This is a genomic window from Entomobacter blattae, from assembly GCF_014672835.1.
Classification (GTDB): Bacteria; Pseudomonadota; Alphaproteobacteria; order Acetobacterales; family Acetobacteraceae; genus Entomobacter; species Entomobacter blattae.
On sequence record NZ_CP060244.1, the window covers coordinates 471604 to 489751 of the forward strand.

15 protein-coding genes, 1 tRNA gene and 1 pseudogene are annotated in these 18148 nt (G+C 45.4%); 8 read left to right on the forward strand and 9 right to left on the reverse strand.

The window, feature by feature from the left end:
• Window positions 1–60 precede the first annotated feature (60 nt).
• Window positions 61–351 carry a hypothetical protein gene (locus JGUZn3_RS12240; RefSeq protein ID WP_238996863.1) on the reverse strand — a complete coding sequence of 97 codons (291 nt, stop codon included), beginning with the start codon at window positions 349–351 and terminating at the stop codon, window positions 61–63.
• A 607-nt stretch (window positions 352–958) separates the two neighbouring features.
• Between JGUZn3_RS12240 and JGUZn3_RS02155 the strand changes: the two genes are divergently transcribed.
• The 5 genes from JGUZn3_RS02155 (at window position 959) to JGUZn3_RS02175 (ending at window position 4888) form a co-directional block, all read left to right on the forward strand.
• The gene (locus JGUZn3_RS02155; protein WP_203414122.1) at window positions 959–2074 is read left to right on the forward strand and encodes an extracellular solute-binding protein; all 1116 of its coding nucleotides are present in this window, start codon (window positions 959–961) and stop codon (window positions 2072–2074) included.
• Between the two features lie 41 nt (window positions 2075–2115).
• The gene (locus tag JGUZn3_RS02160; RefSeq protein WP_203414123.1) at window positions 2116–2583 is read left to right on the forward strand and encodes a YcgN family cysteine cluster protein; all 468 of its coding nucleotides are present in this window, start codon (window positions 2116–2118) and stop codon (window positions 2581–2583) included.
• Window positions 2584–2596: 13 nt separating this feature from the next.
• The gene (locus JGUZn3_RS02165; protein WP_203414124.1) at window positions 2597–3370 is read left to right on the forward strand and encodes a M48 family metallopeptidase; all 774 of its coding nucleotides are present in this window, start codon (window positions 2597–2599) and stop codon (window positions 3368–3370) included.
• Between the two features lie 80 nt (window positions 3371–3450).
• Window positions 3451–3537: transfer RNA gene (locus JGUZn3_RS02170), tRNA-Leu, on the forward strand.
• Window positions 3538–3622: 85 nt separating this feature from the next.
• The gene (locus JGUZn3_RS02175; protein ID WP_275402848.1) at window positions 3623–4888 is read left to right on the forward strand and encodes an aromatic amino acid transport family protein; all 1266 of its coding nucleotides are present in this window, start codon (window positions 3623–3625) and stop codon (window positions 4886–4888) included.
• 107 nt (window positions 4889–4995) lie between these two features.
• Here the strand turns inward: JGUZn3_RS02175 and JGUZn3_RS02180 are convergent, their stop codons facing one another.
• The 4 genes from JGUZn3_RS02180 to xseA form a co-directional block, all read right to left on the reverse strand.
• Window positions 4996–6501, reverse strand: coding sequence for an efflux transporter outer membrane subunit (locus JGUZn3_RS02180; protein WP_238996864.1), 1506 nt, complete (start codon window positions 6499–6501; stop codon window positions 4996–4998).
• 19 nt (window positions 6502–6520) lie between these two features.
• A complete protein-coding gene (locus JGUZn3_RS02185) occupies window positions 6521–7432 on the reverse strand; it encodes an HlyD family efflux transporter periplasmic adaptor subunit (RefSeq protein ID WP_203414125.1) in 912 nt (303 codons plus the stop codon).
• Window positions 7433–7468: 36 nt separating this feature from the next.
• Window positions 7469–7663: a DUF1656 domain-containing protein gene (locus JGUZn3_RS02190; protein WP_203414749.1), complete on the reverse strand. Its 195-nt coding sequence runs from the start codon at window positions 7661–7663 to the stop codon at window positions 7469–7471.
• A 198-nt stretch (window positions 7664–7861) separates the two neighbouring features.
• Window positions 7862–9328, reverse strand: a complete 1467-nt coding sequence (gene xseA, locus JGUZn3_RS02195) for an exodeoxyribonuclease VII large subunit (protein ID WP_203414126.1) — start codon at window positions 9326–9328, stop codon at window positions 7862–7864.
• A gap of 98 nt (window positions 9329–9426) precedes the next feature.
• Here xseA and purD point away from each other — a divergent pair, with 98 nt between their 5' ends.
• The 3 genes and pseudogenes from purD (at window position 9427) to JGUZn3_RS12555 (ending at window position 12313) form a co-directional block, all read left to right on the forward strand.
• Window positions 9427–10734, forward strand: coding sequence for a phosphoribosylamine--glycine ligase (gene purD / locus JGUZn3_RS02200; protein ID WP_203414127.1), 1308 nt, complete (start codon window positions 9427–9429; stop codon window positions 10732–10734).
• Between the two features lie 199 nt (window positions 10735–10933).
• Window positions 10934–11089 (forward strand): annotated as a pseudogene (locus tag JGUZn3_RS12245) (NADH-ubiquinone oxidoreductase); the annotation flags it as partial.
• A 1092-nt stretch (window positions 11090–12181) separates the two neighbouring features.
• Window positions 12182–12313 carry a hypothetical protein gene (locus tag JGUZn3_RS12555; RefSeq protein WP_275402849.1) on the forward strand — a complete coding sequence of 44 codons (132 nt, stop codon included), beginning with the start codon at window positions 12182–12184 and terminating at the stop codon, window positions 12311–12313.
• A 173-nt stretch (window positions 12314–12486) separates the two neighbouring features.
• On the opposite strand, the gene JGUZn3_RS02205 is transcribed toward JGUZn3_RS12555, so the two are convergent.
• From JGUZn3_RS02205 to truB, 4 genes are all read right to left on the reverse strand, one after another.
• Window positions 12487–13905: an NAD(P)H-dependent flavin oxidoreductase gene (locus JGUZn3_RS02205; protein ID WP_203414128.1), complete on the reverse strand. Its 1419-nt coding sequence runs from the start codon at window positions 13903–13905 to the stop codon at window positions 12487–12489.
• Window positions 13906–14043: 138 nt separating this feature from the next.
• Complete coding sequence (pnp, locus tag JGUZn3_RS02210) at window positions 14044–16182, reverse strand: polyribonucleotide nucleotidyltransferase (protein WP_203414129.1); 2139 nt, start codon at window positions 16180–16182, stop codon at window positions 14044–14046.
• Between the two features lie 365 nt (window positions 16183–16547).
• Window positions 16548–16817 carry a 30S ribosomal protein S15 gene (rpsO, locus tag JGUZn3_RS02215; protein ID WP_203414130.1) on the reverse strand — a complete coding sequence of 90 codons (270 nt, stop codon included), beginning with the start codon at window positions 16815–16817 and terminating at the stop codon, window positions 16548–16550.
• Window positions 16818–16846: 29 nt separating this feature from the next.
• On the reverse strand, window positions 16847–17764 hold the full coding sequence (truB, locus tag JGUZn3_RS02220) for a tRNA pseudouridine(55) synthase TruB (RefSeq protein WP_203414131.1): 918 nt from the start codon (window positions 17762–17764) through the stop codon (window positions 16847–16849).
• Window positions 17765–18148: the final 384 nt, after the last annotated feature.

Sequence of the window (18148 nt, forward strand, 5' to 3'; positions counted from 1 at the left end):
ATATAATATTATTAACGAACCTTAAAGTAATAATAACCCATTTCACAAAAAAAACAGAAATTAATTCTTATTTTTTTTATGCTTTCCGCTTATTTTCTTTATTACTAAATTCATAATACTTTTTAAAAGAAAACGCCCAAGTGGCCCTGCAGTTGCACCTAAAAATGCAGTAAAGGCCAAAGACTCTTTAAAGCCATCCCAGGCGTTATCCCTTTGCTTCAACACCATAACTTCAGCTTCCGAGGCTTTTTTATTTCGAGCAAGAAAAATAAAAAATACAGCGACAATACCATCAAAAAACAACACAATGAGAGCTGCAAGCCAAGCGGGCAAATATAAAACGCTCATCATAACAGTCCAGAATAAGGCATGAAGAGAAATAAGAAAAAACACGCCAAACACAGCTGCTACACAACAATACAACCCTTGCTGACCTATTCGGAACCCCGAATATTTTAAATACTCTAACTGAGAGTCTATAACAGATTTACCCTGCTCTATTACCTTCATTTCGGCGTTCCTTCACTTTATTCTGTCAATCAATGGGTAGCCAGAAGCCTGTCTTATCCCAACACAGCATAACGTTGATAAAATAGAGTTTCACGAGTAGCAATCTATCTTCAGAAATAATTTTATATGTATTTTTAGTGCATATTATTAACTCTATTTCAACCACACCTGTCAATAAGCCAGAAATCACACGGCCTGCCTTGCCAAACCATTTCTGTTTTCGTTTGTTTTTATTAAAGTTTTTAACTGAACCACCATAAAATCTGCCCTGATAACCCTTTCTATAGAGGAAAGCAGCTTGCCTTTTTGTGGGGATGTCGATAGGTTGAAGTATGGCTATTTTTTTCTATTTAGGCCATGCTTTTCTATATAATTTATTTTTCTATATAACTTATAAAGATTAAGTATTTTGCATAAAATATAAAACACCATAATAAAACTGGTTAGTATGTTACCCCGCTTTTCCCGCTTTTTATTTTCTTTTTCTCTTCTCTCTTCTCTCTTTTCCACACAGGTTGCTGCCTCTCGTACCAAAAAAACAAGCGATAGCCCCATCAAAGTCATGACGATTAGCGGAGCCTTGCAGGAAGCCCAACGGCTAAGTCTTTTTTTGCCATTTACGACCCTTCATTCTTCCCCCCGTCTTAATATCGCAACATGGTCTGGTCAGCTGGAGGTTCTCCAAGATATCATTATTCATGGGAAAAATGCCGCCGATCTTGTTATGATGGATGAAAGTGACATTGATATCGCCTGCCAAAAAGGGCTTTTGATCCAAATGGATCAATTCACCAACACAGCTCTCCCGGAAAGCAGCCCTAAACATCCTTCCTCCACGCCAGATAATGCGCTTGCCAGTACCATTTCGCCGTGCATCATTAAAAATACAGCCGTACCCATTCATCTTGTCTTAAGTTGGGATACAAAACGTTTTAACCGGAAGCCTAACTGGCGGGATTTTTGGGATATTAGCCGAAATCCAGGTCGTAGAGGCCTTTTTAAAGGCGCTAAAGGAACCCTGGAAATTGCCTTGCTGGCTGATAACGTTGCCCCAGAAGATATCTACGCCGTGCTCTCAACATCTGCTGGTGTAAGAAGGGCTTTTCGGAAATTGAACCAAATTCGACCTTACATTAGTTGGTGGTCTTCTTATACTGATTCCCTTACCCTTCTGCGAGAAGGACAGGTTTTAATGACCAGTGCGGCTGCAGAAGAAATAGAGGCTTATAATGTAAATGCTCAAAATAAATTAGGCATCCAGAAAAACGAAAGCCTTGTTACAAACCTGGCCTGGAGCGTTCCGGCCCCTTACGGGCGCCCGCTGGCATCAGGCCTTGATAATGTCGTAACGTTTATTTCCGCACCCCGCCAGCAAACCTTGTTCAACAAGCTGTTTACACTCTCTACCAAAGCTGCTGACAAAGACCCCCCTTCAATTGAAAAGCCAGATCATACTACCACCAAGAAGCTCTTACCCCCGTCTTTTCAAATCGATCAAAATTTCTGGCAAAACCATTATAGTGACCTTCAAAGAAGGTTTATGGTATGGTTTTCTTCTCCTTAAAAAATCCAGTTTAAAAATTCCTTTAGTCCTGATCCCCTGTTATGTCTGAACCTTTTTTCTGGCGTTCCCGTTCTTTAGAGCAGCTGAGTAGGGAGGAATGGGAATCCCTATGTGACCGATGTGGTCAATGCTGTTTACATAAGCTTAGAGATGAAGAAACAGAAAAGATCCACTACACAGAGGTTTCGTGTTTTTTGCTGAACACCAAAACAGGCCAATGTCGCCACTACTCTCGTCGACATAATTATGTTCCTGATTGTATCGAGCTCACTCCTGAAAACCTGAAAACCATAGACTGGCTTCCCCCCACCTGTGCCTACCGACTCCTGCAAGAAGGCCAAGACCTTCCCCCCTGGCATCCTCTTATTTCGGGCAGGATAGACTCAGTTATTGAAGCGGGGATATCTGTAAAAGGGCGCTGTATTAGCGAACACCACGCAGGCCCATTAGAGGATCATATCGTTACCTGGCCCCACAGAAAAAAAACCCAGAAGAAAAAAAAGACCTAACATTCCTCTGCATATGATGCACCACATCCCACCACTCTTCCCCCCTCCTCGCTTATCTCCCAAAAAGAGCAAAAAAGAAGCCTACCCCCAAGAGTTTCTTGCCCTTGAGGGTAATCTCTATCCCCTTCAATGGAAAATTATCAAGCGCGCAAGAAGAATAAGCCTCCATATCCACCCCATATTCAATACCATTATAGTTGTAGTACCAGCCCCTTCCTTTCAGGATAAAGGAAGGGCCTTTGTGAGGCAAAATCAGGCATGGCTGCTCAACCAGCTCCATTTAGCGAAGGCTTCTCCTGCCATATCTTTTCAAAATGGAGAGGTCGTTTCCATCGTAGGGCATAGATATACTATTTGCCATTCTCCTACAGCTCGAAGAGGCGTTTGGATTGAAAATCATAAAATTTATGTCAGTGGAGAAACCAGCTTTCTTAGCCGCCGTGTGTATGATTTTTTAAAAACCCACGCCTATACCATTATATATCCCCGCCTCAGAACCCTTTCTGAGGAACACGGACTTCCCTTTAAAAAACTTTCTATCACAGAGACCGTCTCCCGGTGGGGGAGCTGCTCCAGTACAGGAGCTATTCGCCTCTCATGGCGCCTTATCCTTGCACCAGAACTTATCCTTCATTACGTGATGTCTCATGAATTGGCTCATACACAACATCTCAACCACGGTCCTCTTTTCTGGCAGCTGGTTGATAAACTTGCCCCAAACAGAAAAGAGGCAGAGCTCTGGCTGAAAAAACACGGTCTTGCGTTATTAAAAGCTGGAAAACCTTAAAAAATAAAAACCACATGAAGATTATCCTCCATTTGGGTATTTGCGTCGGCATAAGAATATGCTAGAGAGTGTACCACCATGCGAGCTTGGCGGAATGGTAGACGCACGAGACTTAAAATCTCGGGTCCGTTTAGGGCGTGCGGGTTCAAGTCCCGCAGTTCGCACCAATTTTCATGTATCTTTTTTATTCTTTGCTCCCCTTTTCTCTTTTTTGGGGAAAAAGAATGACCTTTTTGGGCTTACGGTTCTATTTTGTTATCTTCTTCGCAGTCCAAACCAGTTTCTCCATCTCTTCCTTGGAAAAAATCTGATACCTCATGGATGCTGAGCCTTTACGGCACAGCCATTGGTGCTGGCATACTGTTTTTACCCATTAATGCCGGAATGGGGGGGCTTATTCCCCTTATTTTTATGATATGCTTGGCTTACCCCATGACCTATTACTCCCACTTGGGATTAAACCGTTTTGTGCTGGCCGGAAAAGGGAATTCCGCAGATATTACAGATGTGGTTAAGGAATTTTTTGGAAAAAAAATAGGCCACCTTATTACTTTTCTCTATTTCTTTGCCATTTTCCCCATTCTGCTAGTGTATAGTGTGGCCATAACCAATACCGTGCAAAGCTTTATGCTGAACCAGCTTGGATTAGTCCCACCTGCTAGGCCCTTGCTGGCCCTTAGCCTTGTTTTATTTCTGGCCTGCATTGCCCACATGGGCACACACATTATCGTAAGGGCTATGAGCCTACTGGTTTTTCCGTTTGTGATTACCCTCCTCCTTTTCTCATTATATCTTACCCCCTATTGGTCAATAGTAGCCCTTTCTGCGCCCGTTAGTACGAGCCAGACTTTGGGATCATTATGGCTGCTATTGCCGGTTATGGTCTTTTCTTTTAATTTCTCGCCCATCATTTCCTCTTTTACTGTTGTCAAGAAACAGGAATATAAAGACCGGGCTGCCCAGAAATGTGCACAAATTTTACGATACGCAACCTTGATGATGGTCATAACCGTATCATTCTTTGTTTTGAGCTGTGTCCTAAGTTTAAGCCCTGCTGACCTGGCAGAGGCCAAGCAACAGAATATTTCCATTCTCACCTATATGGCCAACCATTTTAATGCTCCACTTATTGCCATCATTGCACCCCTTGTGGCGATTGTTGCGATATCAAAGTCGTTTCTAGGCCATTTCCTTGGTGCACGAGAGGGAATAAATAGCCTTATCCTGACGGGTCTGAACGCCCAAAAATATCCTTTTATACAACAAAATGTTGAGCGTATTTCAGTGGTGTTTATTATTATCACATGCTGGCTAGTGGCTACTCTCAACCCTGGAATTCTCACCATTATAGAAACACTGGGTGGGCCTATCATTGCGATATTGCTTTTTATAATGCCCGCTTATGCTCTCTTCACCATCCCCGCCCTTAAACCCTATAAAAGTACGGGCAAGGTTCTTTTTGTTCTTATCTTTGGGGTCTTCTCTGTTTCGGCCATGCTGTACTCTTTGTGTGCCTAGAGAGAGATTGTCTGCCTAGAAGATTTTGCTCCACCACGGGCTCTAAATCCGCACTCAAAACTTCACCCTTTTTGCCTTGCTTATGAGTTTACGTCTTACTGATAAGTTTACTGGGTAAATGCTTTTGCCAATATATTTTGCTCTGTCGTGTTAATGGGAAGTTCTGTGCTCGTTAAGGCTATTCCACGCCACCCTGCCCCTAAGGCAGAATATAACCTTACGGCATCTTGTAAACGCTCTAGCCGCGATAAAACATGAGCATTTTGTGCAGAAAGTGCTGTACGTTGGGTTGTAAGCACTTCTAAATAGCCCGTAAGACCAGCTTTATACAGTTTTTTCGCCCGATCGCTCGCTAACTGACTGTCTTCAGAAGATCTTCGCAAAAACTTTTCCCGTTCTTCGTCATCGTTCCAAGCTGCAAAAGCATCCTCTACCTCCTTAAACGCTGTCAAAATTGTCTGTCGATAGGCCAGCCTAGTGGCTTCTGCCTCTGCCTGTGCAGACTGGACTTCTGCCGTTAATTTTCCCCCCTGCATGATGGGAGTGGAAATAGAGAGAATAAACTGCCAAAAGAAACTCGACGCATTAAAAAACTGATGAAAAGCTGAAAATTGCGGTTGAAAAGATAAAGGCAAGGTGAAATTGGGATACATATTGGAAACAGCCACCCCAATACGAGCCATAGCTTCGGCATACCGCCTTTCAGCCTGGCGGATATCTGGGCGGTTTGCTACGACAATGGTAGGAAGCGTCGCGGGGAGTTCTGGCACGACCGGCATTGGGCCTGCAATTTTAAGCATATCTTCGGACGTCCCTGGCATCTGACCAAGCAGAACATCAATTGCATGCGTAACCTGGGAAATCCTTGTTTTTAACGGCTCTCTTGCCCCAAGTTGGGCATGTAATTCCGAATTGGCCTGGGCAATCTGCAAAGTATTGCCCACCCCTTTTTGGTAAAGCTTACTGACAAGATTGACGTTGTCCTGGGCAACTCTAATATTGTCATCAGCAATTTTTAACTGGAGCTGGGTGGAACGCAAGAGCATGTAATCACTGGCTAATTCAGCCAGAATCGTGACCATCACACTGCGGCGGGCTTCTATATTCTGCCCGATAACATCTTCTTGGGCTTCTACCTCTCTGCGAATACGACCAAAAACATCCAGCTGCCAGGTAACGTTTGGGCCATACGCCATAAAGGGATATGTGCTTGGATAACCAGCAATAGGCCAATTTCCCAGAGATGTTGAAAACCGATCCACACCGCCCGAAGTCACCACTTCCCCTTGAGGATACCACTCAGCCGTATAACGATCTCTCATGGCCTTGGCAGCAAGAATACGTTGGCCAGCAATTTGTAAATTATAGTTCCCCTCCACCGCCCTTTTTACCAATTGGTCCAAAAGGGGATCATGAAACAACGACCACCAGGAGATCATCTCCTTATTCGTACGTTCAATCTCTTCAGGAGTGGCTTTGTGCTCTTTCCAATTTTCGGGTAACTTCATGTGGTCGGGTTCAAAATTGGGACCAACAGTACAGGCCGACAGAACAAAAGATGTTCCTAGCGCAAGAATGTTTTTTTTTGTTTTTTGTTTAAAAATTTCAAACACAGCAGCTCGTTTTTTGTTCTTATAAATGATATTGCAACCAGGTTGTAAGCCAACCTCTTCGATTTCTGTCCTCTGGGCCAACAACAACCGTTGCTGTCATTCCGGCAGTCAGGGCAATCGTTTCAGGAACATGGTCCAAATGCACGCGAACGGGAATACGCTGTGCCAACCGTACCCAGGTAAAAATGGGGTTAACATCTTGTAAGCCCAACCCATCTGGATTGCTGTTTTGGTCGTTAATCCCGCGGGCAATACTCACCACGTGGCCAGGAATGATCTGCTTATATCCCATAAGCTTTACCCTTACGGCATCCCCCACATGAACGCCCCACATTTTTGTCTCTTCAAAATAAGCATTTACCCAAAAGGAATCGGAGTCGATAACGGCAAGACGCCTTTGCCCCACCGTTACAAAATCTCCCACCCGTAAGTTAAGGTTTGTAACATATCCATTCACAGGGGAATAGAGCACAGAACGCTGAAGGTCGATCTTGGCCTTGTCCAGATTGGCCCTGGCCGCATTAACCTCTGCAACAGAAATGGCTGCGGTTGTGTTAAAATTTTCCTGCTCTTCTGCAGAAACAATTCCCCCCAGCCCCATGCGGCGGCGAGAATTCCTTTGGTTAATCTTAAGCTGTTCTTCAGCACGGTCAAGGCTAGCTTGGGCTGCCCGAACGGCAATTCGGAAACGAACCGGATCAAGCACAAAAAGAGGATCTCCCTTATGGACATATTGGTTATCAACGACAGGCAGGCGAACAACCGTACCTTCCACTTCCGGGGCAATATCTACCACATACACCCGCACGCGACCATCGCGTGTCCATGGGGCCAACATATAGGTTTGCCACAGCTCTATGGCTAAAAATATAGCCGAAGTTACAACAAAAAGGGTTAATCCAATACGAACGATCGCTTTAAACACTAACATAGTATCGCTTAAACTCTTTCCATAATAGAGATCGCCCTACAGATATTTCACCAACAAACAGACAATGCATGCATAAAGTGAGACTTCAAACAAGGAAAAATGCCAAAACCACCCAGCTAAGCCCAAGAGACGAATAAGGTTTCTGACAATGAGGAAAACAAAAAGCGCAGCAACTGCATACACAGCGACAGGGGCAATAAATACACCAAATATATTAAACTCACTCAACATCGTTTCCACAAAACATATCCTTGAAATATATTATGTTTTTGTGCCTGCTTATCATAACTCCAGAATGTTCATCACTCTAAAAAAGCCTAGCTCCTTGCTTCTTTGGCTAAAAAAGTTTTCCCTGTCACAAAAGAGGCTTGCACCCATTCGCTATGATAAAGTTTTTCCTTTATAATGGACTTGCTCTTCTCTACCAAATTACAATTCTAGGTTCTGCTGTGCATTTTTTGCAGGATCCTTCTGAACTGTAACAGTTTTTTTGCCATCTGCAAAAACCAGTATCAGTTTGGCCCCTGCTCGTATTCCCTTTGCGGCCACAACCATTTTCCCACTGATGTTTTTAACAGCCACATACCCCCGCGATAACACCGCTAACGGAGAGGTCGCCTCCAATACGGAAGAGGCTGTCTGTAAACGCGCCTGAGAGTGTCGTAAAACCATTTGTAAAAGTGAAGGAGCAAGCGAGCATCGTTGATATTTCCGTTCAGCCAGCTGCAAGCACCCTTGCATGGCGCCTTCAAGGCGAGCATGGAGAAGAAAAACTTTGTGCCTGTTGCGCTCTATTCCCTGAAAAGATCCGATAAGCTCTTTTCCAGATCTTTCCAGTTGCGTTTTTTTTCTTTCTATCAAAATGGGCAGAGCAAGACCCAACCTGTGGCTACGATCATCCAGACGCATGCGAAAACCCTGCAAAATCGCAGGAAGATCGGGCAAGGCGGACTCCATCCGGCTTAAACGCAAATGCGCCTGCTGCAAGGTTTTCCCTATTCCCCCCATCAACCGAGCCTGCTTTTGGGTAAGATCCGCCAGAAGATCTGTATAAATGGGCACAGCAATTTCTGCTGCAGCCGTAGGAGTGGGGGCCCTACGATCGGCAACAAAATCTATCAGGGTGGTATCTGTTTCATGTCCAACTGCTGAAATAACAGGGATATGAGAGGCCGCAACAGCCCTGACCACGGCCTCGTCATTAAAGGCCATGAGGTCTTCAAGAGAGCCCCCCCCACGAGCCACAATTAACAGGTCAACACGGGGTATGGCTTCTTTTTCTGCCATGATATTGAACCCCTCTACCGCAGCGGCAATTTGTTCTGCTGCGCCTGCACCCTGGACAGCGACTGGCCATATTATAAGATGTCGCGAAAACCGCCGGGCCAAAGTAATCTGGATATCATGCAGCACTGCCCCTTGCAGAGATGTTATAACCCCGATAACGTTCGGTAAGAAAGGAAGGGGGCGTTTATGCGCTTCATCAAAAATCCCTTCCTCGGCAAGCTTAAGCCGTAATCGTTCGATACGGGCCAAAATAGCCCCTTCACCAGCATAATCCAGCATATCGACCATTAACTGGTAAGATGAGCGTTCGCCATAGGAAGAAATTTTCCCTGTCGCAACCACTTCCAACCCATTTTCAGGTGTCAGCTTTAAGCGCGATGCCACGCCACGCCAGATCACGGCGGCAATCTTTCCTCCTTCATCTTTTAATGAAAAATACATATGGCCAGAGGAATATTTCTTGAACTCCGTAATTTCTCCCCTCACCCGTATTCGCCCAAACGCTCCTTCAAGCACACGCTTAATAGAGCCTGAAATTTCAGACACGCTATATTGCGGGATATTATCGGCTTCAAGTTGGGATGGGGGGGGAAATATCTCTTCGTTCATAGGGGCAGAATATGCTACATCTCTCTACCATTACCAAGAAAAGAATACCTGTTTTCTAAAATAATTTCCACTAGTCCTTAAGCATTGGGGAGAACATTATGAAGGTCTTGCTGGTTGGGTCTGGAGCACGTGAACATGCTATGGCAGCGGCAATTGCCCAATCCCCTTTATTGGAAAAGCTGTTTATAGCCCCAGGTAATCCAGGCACTGAATCCTTAGGGCAAAATATTCCCATTCAGGCTGAAGATGTTCCTGCCCTTATAAAATTTGCCCAGGCAGAAAAGATTGATCTGGTTGTTCCAGGTCCCGAAGCTCCTTTAGTGGCTGGCCTGGCCGATTTGTGTATTCAAGCTGGTATTCTTTGTGCTGGTCCTACCCAGCAGGCTGCACAATTGGAGGGAAGCAAGCATTTTACCAAAACCATTTGTGATTCTGCCCATATTCCCACCGCCCAATGGAAACAATTTACCAACAAGGTCGATGCCCTTTCCTATGCCCAAACACATCCCCTTCCCATGGTGATTAAAGCCGATGGACTTGCTGCAGGAAAAGGCGTCATCATTGCCTCCACCCGAGAGGAGGCTCTAGCAGCAATATCGGATATGATGGATGGCAAAACAGTTGGCCATGCGGGGCATTCCATCGTTATAGAAGAGTTTTTACAAGGGGAAGAAGTCTCCCTTTTTGCGTTTTGTGATGGCCAGAGTGCCTCTCTCATCGGGGCAGCCCAAGACCATAAAAGAATTGGAGAGAACGATACCGGCCCCAATACCGGAGGGATGGGAGCCATTTCTCCTCCACCTTTTTTTGACCATAAGGCTCAGCAAAAAGCCCTTCAAAGTGTCATTACTCCTATGCTTACGGAAATGAAACGCCGTGGTATCCCCTTTCGAGGTATTATTTTTGCTGGCCTCATGCTCACCCAAAATGGCCCGAAATTGATTGAATATAATACCCGTTTTGGTGACCCCGAAGCACAAACCCTTCTTATCCGTCTTAAAAGCGACCTTCTGGAAGCTCTTTATGGGGTAGCGCAAGGACACCTCCCCACAAAACTTGTTCAATTTTCAGAAGATTTTTCCGCCTGCATAGTCTTGGCAGGAAGAGGATATCCTGGGAAACCTGCCACAGGCTCGCCAATCACGGGCCTCCAAGAGGCCGCTTCTCTACCAGATGTCTTTATTTTCCAGGCCGCCACCAAATATAATGAGCACAATACCCTTATCGGCAATGGAGGGCGCGTACTCAGCGTTTGTGCCACAGCGCCAACGCTGCGTGAAGCCCTTAAAAAAGCCTACCAAGCGATTGAGAAAATCCACTGGCAAGATGGTATTTGGCGCCAAGATATTGGAGCAAAGGCTATGGCCCACTTTCATTCCGAGCCTCAACATCTTAACAACCCATAATCTCCCCTAGCATCATTATAATTCACATCCCCTGGCTGTGTCCCCTAGCTGTGAAAGTCCGCTTATGAGTTTGGCATGATCAGGAGATTGGAATATAAATTTTGAGCAGGTCTTCAGTGAGGATGAAGCGTTGTTAGGAGAACATCATCCCTTCTTTCCCCTTTTGGCCTAGCTCCCGCCAATGGTGAGAGCATGCTAGAATGGGAAGGGAGTTATAGCCGATGAAAAAGCCTTTCTCCAGTCAAACCGAAAGGGTGTTCTGCTCCATCCCACTATGATTTATGGTGCCGAAGGAGAAAATAACGTTCAGCGCCTCGCTCTGTTACTCAAGATTTTGCCTATCATTCCGTTACCCAAAAAGAGTCAATAGTGCACATGACAGCCAGAGGAAGGCTTGCTTTTCAGGGTTGAGGAAGCATTCTCGGATGAGGCAGGGTAATATTGAGAAGAGTTTTTATTATTTTTCAAACTCAACACTGGAACTTAAGCTTACCGGCTTTGCCCCATTACGCCTATAGGGTTTTACCGCTATTATCGTTATATCCCCCCGAAAAAGGATTCTGAAGCATACCCTCGATGAATTCTGTTTCATTGCCTGTCTTCTTATTGAAAGCCCACTTTAGCAAGCGTTCAGATTTTTTCACCCTTATGACAAGGGTTTTTCTGGTTTCCCTTCCCCTATGGCCAAGAACCAAACCGGCTGACCTCGAAAAGAGATCATGAACGGATAGACTACGGGATTGCCCAAGATGTTTAAAAAACCGAAGCCATTCCCTCGACAAAATAGTAATCACTGATGCCCTTTGGCTCCATGATGAGGGAATTATATGGTAAGAGAGTTATCGTGAACTCAGATAACCCCTTTCCCTTATACAACCAAACACTAGAGGTGCCGGGTTTTGCCACCCAAATGGAATACTAGCTGACAAAGAAACACCAGAAACTATAAGAAAATGTTTGTTACACCCCCCTTCTCCTCATAAATTAAGCAGAATAACACGCATGGGGTAAGTCCCCTATTTTAACCAATCATTGCTACGGGTTAGGGATACTTCAGCATGCGAGTAAGTGAGCGCGCAAAAACCCCACCTTTCATAACTCTTTTGGTGGAAAGCCTTTTGCTCTTTTTTACGAGGTTCTCTTCTCCATTGCCCTCTTGCGTATTTATGGCATACGTTCTGCGGCTCTAAAAATCATCCCTTGTTTAGGATCGTCTCTCTCAATCGTAAGCTTCTAGAGGCGAGAAGGTCTTTTCCAGGGCAAACCATTCCTTCACGGATAACCATTTAGCAGAATTGGTATGCGTAATAACTTCTCCAATCTGAGATATCACCCCGTCATCTACAGGAATACTCAGAATACCCTATCTGTCACCGAGACTTTCCGCACCCTCACAAAAGTAGCGCGACAGAAATAACGTGATAGACCCCTTAATGGAAAGATGAGCATGAAAGAAGAAAACGGTTGGCATCATTTTCTGCTTCCAAGAATAGTCCTTCCATACCGAGTCTCAGACCATCAGATGACAGAGGAAATCCTAGCCTTAGGCGCAAGCATGGCCTTTACAGACAACCCCTAAGGATCTGTAACGACTCTTCCTTGGAGAGAAAGCAGAATGGCCAGGGATCAAAAACCTGGTCACCCCTCTTCACTGTGTTTTAGGGTGTGTAAGGTAAGCACCATTCCTCACCGCCGCTTTTAAAAGGACAGTCTATTAGAATAGAACGAGTTTTATAAAAAACAAGATTGGATCTATTTCCCTGTTAAAATCCGCTCGATGAGTTCTTTTACTGTAGGGATATAACCATTGGCATAGAAGGGATCTTCTGCGAAACGCCAGGCATTTGTACCGCCAAACATAAGGTTATGGTCAGCTATCTCTTCACCACCATCACCTTCAATATGGGCAATCGTCTGCAGGGTTTTTTGAATACAGAAAGAACGAGGATCCGCCCGGCGCCCTGTTGTATAATTGGGCGCTTTCTGCTGCCAATTAGAAAAACGGCATTCCGAAAGACACCCCATACAATTGGCCTGATCTTGCTGAATTTCGTAGGCCTTTTCAGGAGCAACAAAAACTAGGGTCGAGTCGGGTGTTCGTAATGCCTCGGTAAACCCCTCTTTTTCCCATTCCTGTATTCGTACCACATCTTCAGGCGTGATAAAAACCAGCCTTTTTCGTGGGCCTACCCCATAGGGTACAGTATGAAGATCTGTAGGCTCAGAAGAATAGGCGACCTGTCTTTCTGAGCGCTCCCTGAGTTCTTGAATAAAGGCATTATTCACAGCTGAAGAATAAAATCCCGTAGGGGAAAAGCGATTTAAATACACATCCCCTTTCTTTAAGGTTCTCAAACGCCTTTTCCAAGCCATGGGAATGGGGCTTTCTTTTGTAAGAAGGGGGCGTGTACCAAACTGAAAAGCTACAGGGCCAATCTCTGGATTATCTAGCCAGTGTTCCCATTCCTCCAACCACCATACCCCCCCTGCCATAATAATAGGTACATCTTTTAACCCCAGAAGAGTCATGACCCGGCGCAACTCTACAACGCGAGGATACGCATCTTGAGGTTCTAGCGGGTTTTCACTATTAGACAGACCATTATGACCACCTGCCCGCCAGGGGTCCTCATAAACCACCCCTCCTAGCAGTTCCCCCGTTTTATGGTAGGAACGCTTCCATAATGCTTGAAAGGCACGGCCAGATGAGACAATTGGATAATAATAAATATTAAATTTTGCAGCGATATCTGAAAGCCTATAGGGCATTCCTGCCCCACATGTCAGGCCATGAACCAGACCTTTAGTCGATTCGAGGATACGCGTGACAATGGTTTCAGCAGCACCCATTTCCCAAAGGAAATTGGCATGCACCCGCCCCCGTCCCCCAGAAAGCTCATGAGCAATTTCAACCTGGGCAATCCCCCCTTCTACCGCATAATCAATCAATTCCAGCTGCCGCTCTCGGCGGGTCTTTGCCTTATAGATCTGCGGGATAATGTTCCCATTCCCATCATAACTATCCGCATTAACAGCTGAAAGGGTACCAACCCCCCCAGTCGAAGCCCAGTGCCCTGCTGAAAGTCCTGTAGAAGCAGAAATCCCTTTTCCACCTTCAATTAAAGGTAGAACCTCAATGCCTCCCATGCGAATCGTATTGATCGCTCTCATTCCCTTTTACGCCCCTTAGAGCAAAACAGACCCTTTGAAACCCCTATGGAGGTTATAACCCATACACAAACAAAACCAGCTTTGAATAGGGATAACAACCATAGGAATACCGCCTTTCCATACCCTTGTTACAATGGGTTATTCCCGTGTACGGGTAGGTTTGGCGCCAACTTCCTTGCTGATATCTTTACCGGTCTGCTGGTCAACAACCCGCATTGAAAGCTTGATTTTGCCGCGATCATCAAACCCGATAACCTTGACCCAAACCGTATCGCCCATATTAACAACATCTGTTGTTTTGGCCACACGCCCTGCGGCCAGTTCAGAAATATGAACCAAGCCATCACGCGCACCCATAAAATTCACAAAGGCACCAAAATCAGCTGTTTTTACAACCTTACCAGCATAAACCATACCCACTTCGGGTTCCATCGTTAAAGACTGAATCCGCTCCACTGCTTTTTGGGTTTGCTCTTCTGAGGTGGAAGCAATTTTCACAGTACCATCATCGCTAATATCGATTTTAGCACCGGAATATTCCACAATTTCGCGAATGGTTTTACCACCTGTTCCAATCACATCGCGGATTTTTTCTTTTGGCACGGTAATAATGGTAATGCGTGGTGCTGTAGCAGCAACCTGCTCCCGCCCCTCTGTAAGGGCCTTGGCCATTTCCTCCAGAATATGCATCCGCCCTGCACGGGCCTGCTCTAAGGCAATTTTCATAATTTCAGCCGTGATGGATGTAATTTTAATATCCATCTGCAAGGCCGTAACACCACGGTCTGTTCCGGCAACCTTAAAGTCCATATCGCCGAGATGGTCTTCATCACCGAGAATATCGGTAAGAACGGCAAACCCTTCCCCCTCTTTAATCAACCCCATGGCAATTCCAGCCACTGGGCGATGTAAAGGCACGCCAGCATCCATTAACGCCAGGGATGTTCCACAAACTGTTGCCATGGAAGAAGAGCCATTGCTTTCTGTAATTTCAGAAACAATACGCATTGTATAAGGGAAGCTTTCTTTTTCCGGCAGTAAAGGATGAATGGCCCGCCAGGCTAGTTTACCATGGCCAATTTCCCGCCGCCCGGGAGAGCCAATCCGCCCACACTCGCCAACAGAGTAAGGCGGAAAATTATAGTGAAGCATAAAGTTAGAACGGCTCTCACCTTCAAGCGCATCAACCACCTGCTCATCTTGGCTTGTCCCCAAAGTGGCCACTACCAGCGCCTGAGTTTCACCCCGGGTGAATAAGGCAGAACCATGCGCACGCGGTAAAACCCCTACTTCTGATATAATGGGCCGAACGGTAACCAGGTCTCGGCCATCTATACGATTTCCAGTTTCCAGAATTGCGGTACGAACAATATCGGCTTCCAGATCTTTAAGAAAAGGCAGAGCAGACTCTCCATCCAGCTCCTCACTATCCAGCTTTTCGATGACGCTTTTTTTAACAGCATCAATTTTTTCATGCCGTGCCTGTTTGGCTTTTTCCTTATAAGCTTTCATCAAAGGCTTACGAGCCAGAGATTCCACCCTCGCTTTAAGAGAAAGCTCTTCATCTGTTGGCTCTGGTAAATCCCAAGGCTGTTTTGCCGCATGTTCAGCCAAGGAAATAATAGCATCAATGACAGCCTGGCTTGCCTCATGGCCAAAAGTTACAGCCCCCAGCATTATCTCCTCACTGAGTTCCTTTGCTTCGGACTCAACCATCAGAACACCTTCTGCTGTGCCCGCCACAACCAAATCCAGCTGTGAAGTTTTCCGTTCTTCTAAAGTAGGATTCAGAATATAGGCGCCATCTTTATAGCCTACTTTACAACCGGCTACAGGGCCGAAAAACGGAATACCAGAAAGCGTTAGCGCCGCAGAACACCCGATCAGGGCTACGATATCGGGATCATTTTCCATATCATGGCTCAGGACTGTCGCAATAACCTGAACTTCATTTTTGAAGTTTTCAGGAAAAAGCGGCCGAATGGGGCGGTCAATCAGACGAGAAACGAGCGTTTCATTTTCACTGGGGCGTCCTTCACGCTTAAAAAAACCCCCTGGAATTTTCCCTGCAGCAAAGGCCTTTTCCTGATAGTTGACGGTTAGCGGAAAAAAATCCTGACCAGGTTTTACCGATTTTGCCCCCACAGCTGTACACAGAACAATGGTGTCCCCATAAGTTGCCATGACAGCGCCATCGGCCTGGCGGGCAATTTTGCCGGTTTCAAGAATAAGGGGACGTCCACCCCATTGAATTTCCTTGCGGTAGTAGTTAAACATATTCCTCTTTCATGCAGCATAAACAGTGATAGCTGATAGAGCTGGTTTTCTGTTCTGCTTATAGAATAAAAAATTTACCAAATAATTTTACTAAACAATTCATACTCTCAAGAAAATTCTGCCAAAATCCTACGGAACATCAGTTGTTCCTTTCTCAACGTCTCGGACGGCATGGTGGGACAATCTTTTAAGAATGCACCATGTGGCCTGAAACGCTGATACCTCATGAGATAAAGCGGATTTTCTCCAGAGCTGAAACAGGCTGACTTCACCACACTTACCCATCCCAATCAAGCCATAAAGCGTAAAGAATGTGTAACTGACCAAAGACAGCCTGCAAAATCTAAGGGGACCTAACCCAAAATTTACCGACGCAAGCCTAAACGCTGAATAAGAGCTTCGTAACGTGCAACATCTTTACGCTTTACGTAGTCCAGCAAACTCCGTCTGCGGCCAACCAGAATAAGCAACCCACGACGTGAGTGGAAATCCTTGGCATGGGTTTTTAAATGTTCAGTCAGGTTAACAATGCGCTCACTCAAAAGCGCTACCTGCACTTCTGGAGAACCGGTGTCTTTCTCACCTTGTTTATATTCCCCTATCAATTCCTGGCGGCGGTTCGCTGTAATCGACATCAATACTCTCCTTCATCTTTTCATATCTTTTATAAAATCCGATTCGGCTTGAGCCATCCCTCTTCAAGAGAGCACAATCCTATGACCTCTTGCCCATTCATTGCTCGAACAACCTTCCCCTTCTCTGGAGAGAGCTGTAGCAAACGGTCTTGTTGGAGATGGAGGTTTAAGGCCTGGCCATTTCTCAAACGCAACACTTCACCATCTGATAAAGACACCGCCGGGATGTCGGCCAGCGCGACTAAAACAGGGTAAAGTAATGACAGAGTCTGTTCTTTTTCTTCATTTAAAAGGATTTTGTCCAGTAAAATCGCATGGCTTTCTGAAAAAGGGCCAATATGCAGTCTCCTTAATGCCACAATATGGCCAACTGTCCCGCAGCTTTTGGCGATATCCCGGGCCAAAGCTCGCATATAGACCCCCTTGCCTGAGACCACCTCAAAAACCGCCAGATCTGCAGTGAGGCGCTCAATAAGCTTGAAACTGTCGATATAGGCAGGCCGAGCCACCATATCTAGCTCCTGTCCGGCACGGGCCAGCGCATAAGCCCTCTTCCCACCAACCTTTAATGCAGAATAGATCGGGGGAATTTGCATAATCGTTCCTTGAAAATTCTCAAGGGCCTTGTGGAGGTCATGATCACTGGGACGTTTATCGGAGACCGCAATCACTTTTCCTTCTGCATCGTCTGTATCACGTGCTTCCCCCATTTTTAGGGTAAATCGGTAAGTTTTCAGGCCATCCATAACGTAAGGGACTGTTTTTGTGGCTCGCCCAAAAGCAATGGGAAGCAAACCGGATGCCAACGGATCCAACGTCCCACCATGACCGACTTTTTTAGCATTAAAATATTTTTGCAATTGGCCTACTACCGCAGCAGAACTGATATTGAGCGGCTTATCCACCACAAGCCAGCCATGAATATCTTCGCCCCTCCGCCGTCTCATCGTTCTTTTATGATCACTACAAAATTCTCCCCAAAAGGCGCTATTATATTTATAATCGTATTTTATTTAAGACAAAACCCAACTTTGCCGATAAGAGTTCAAAAAGGGATATGCCAAGGTAACATGATTTACCCCTTCTGCTATAAGGCCTATTATCTTAAGGTCTATCTATAGAAGCTATCCTTACCTTGATGATCCCCCGTTGGCCAAAGATGACGAGTGGACAAAGATGACGAGTGGACAAAGATAATGAGCCTGCGATATATTTTTTAACCATCATGATAAAATTATTAAATTTTAGTTAATGTGAAAATAGACTATGAGTAAAATTTTATTTTGCACAAATAACCGGGTTATTATAAACCAAAATCTATAATTTTTTGT

Coding starts and splice junctions, on each gene's coding strand:
- truB (WP_203414131.1), bottom strand. CDS start 17,764: ATGAGACGGCGGAGGGGCGAAGATATTCATGGCTGGCTTGTGGTGGAT.
- JGUZn3_RS12555 (WP_275402849.1), top strand. CDS start 12,182: ATGAAAGAAGAAAACGGTTGGCATCATTTTCTGCTTCCAAGAATAGTC.
- JGUZn3_RS02205 (WP_203414128.1), bottom strand. CDS start 13,905: ATGAGAGCGATCAATACGATTCGCATGGGAGGCATTGAGGTTCTACCT.
- JGUZn3_RS02160 (WP_203414123.1), top strand. CDS start 2,116: ATGTCTGAACCTTTTTTCTGGCGTTCCCGTTCTTTAGAGCAGCTGAGT.
- JGUZn3_RS02190 (WP_203414749.1), bottom strand. CDS start 7,663: ATGTTGAGTGAGTTTAATATATTTGGTGTATTTATTGCCCCTGTCGCT.
- JGUZn3_RS02165 (WP_203414124.1), top strand. CDS start 2,597: ATGATGCACCACATCCCACCACTCTTCCCCCCTCCTCGCTTATCTCCC.
- purD (WP_203414127.1), top strand. CDS start 9,427: ATGAAGGTCTTGCTGGTTGGGTCTGGAGCACGTGAACATGCTATGGCA.
- JGUZn3_RS02185 (WP_203414125.1), bottom strand. CDS start 7,432: ATGTTAGTGTTTAAAGCGATCGTTCGTATTGGATTAACCCTTTTTGTT.
- JGUZn3_RS12240 (WP_238996863.1), bottom strand. CDS start 351: ATGATGAGCGTTTTATATTTGCCCGCTTGGCTTGCAGCTCTCATTGTG.
- xseA (WP_203414126.1), bottom strand. CDS start 9,328: ATGAACGAAGAGATATTTCCCCCCCCATCCCAACTTGAAGCCGATAAT.
- rpsO (WP_203414130.1), bottom strand. CDS start 16,817: ATGTCGATTACAGCGAACCGCCGCCAGGAATTGATAGGGGAATATAAA.
- JGUZn3_RS02155 (WP_203414122.1), top strand. CDS start 959: ATGTTACCCCGCTTTTCCCGCTTTTTATTTTCTTTTTCTCTTCTCTCT.
- pnp (WP_203414129.1), bottom strand. CDS start 16,182: ATGTTTAACTACTACCGCAAGGAAATTCAATGGGGTGGACGTCCCCTT.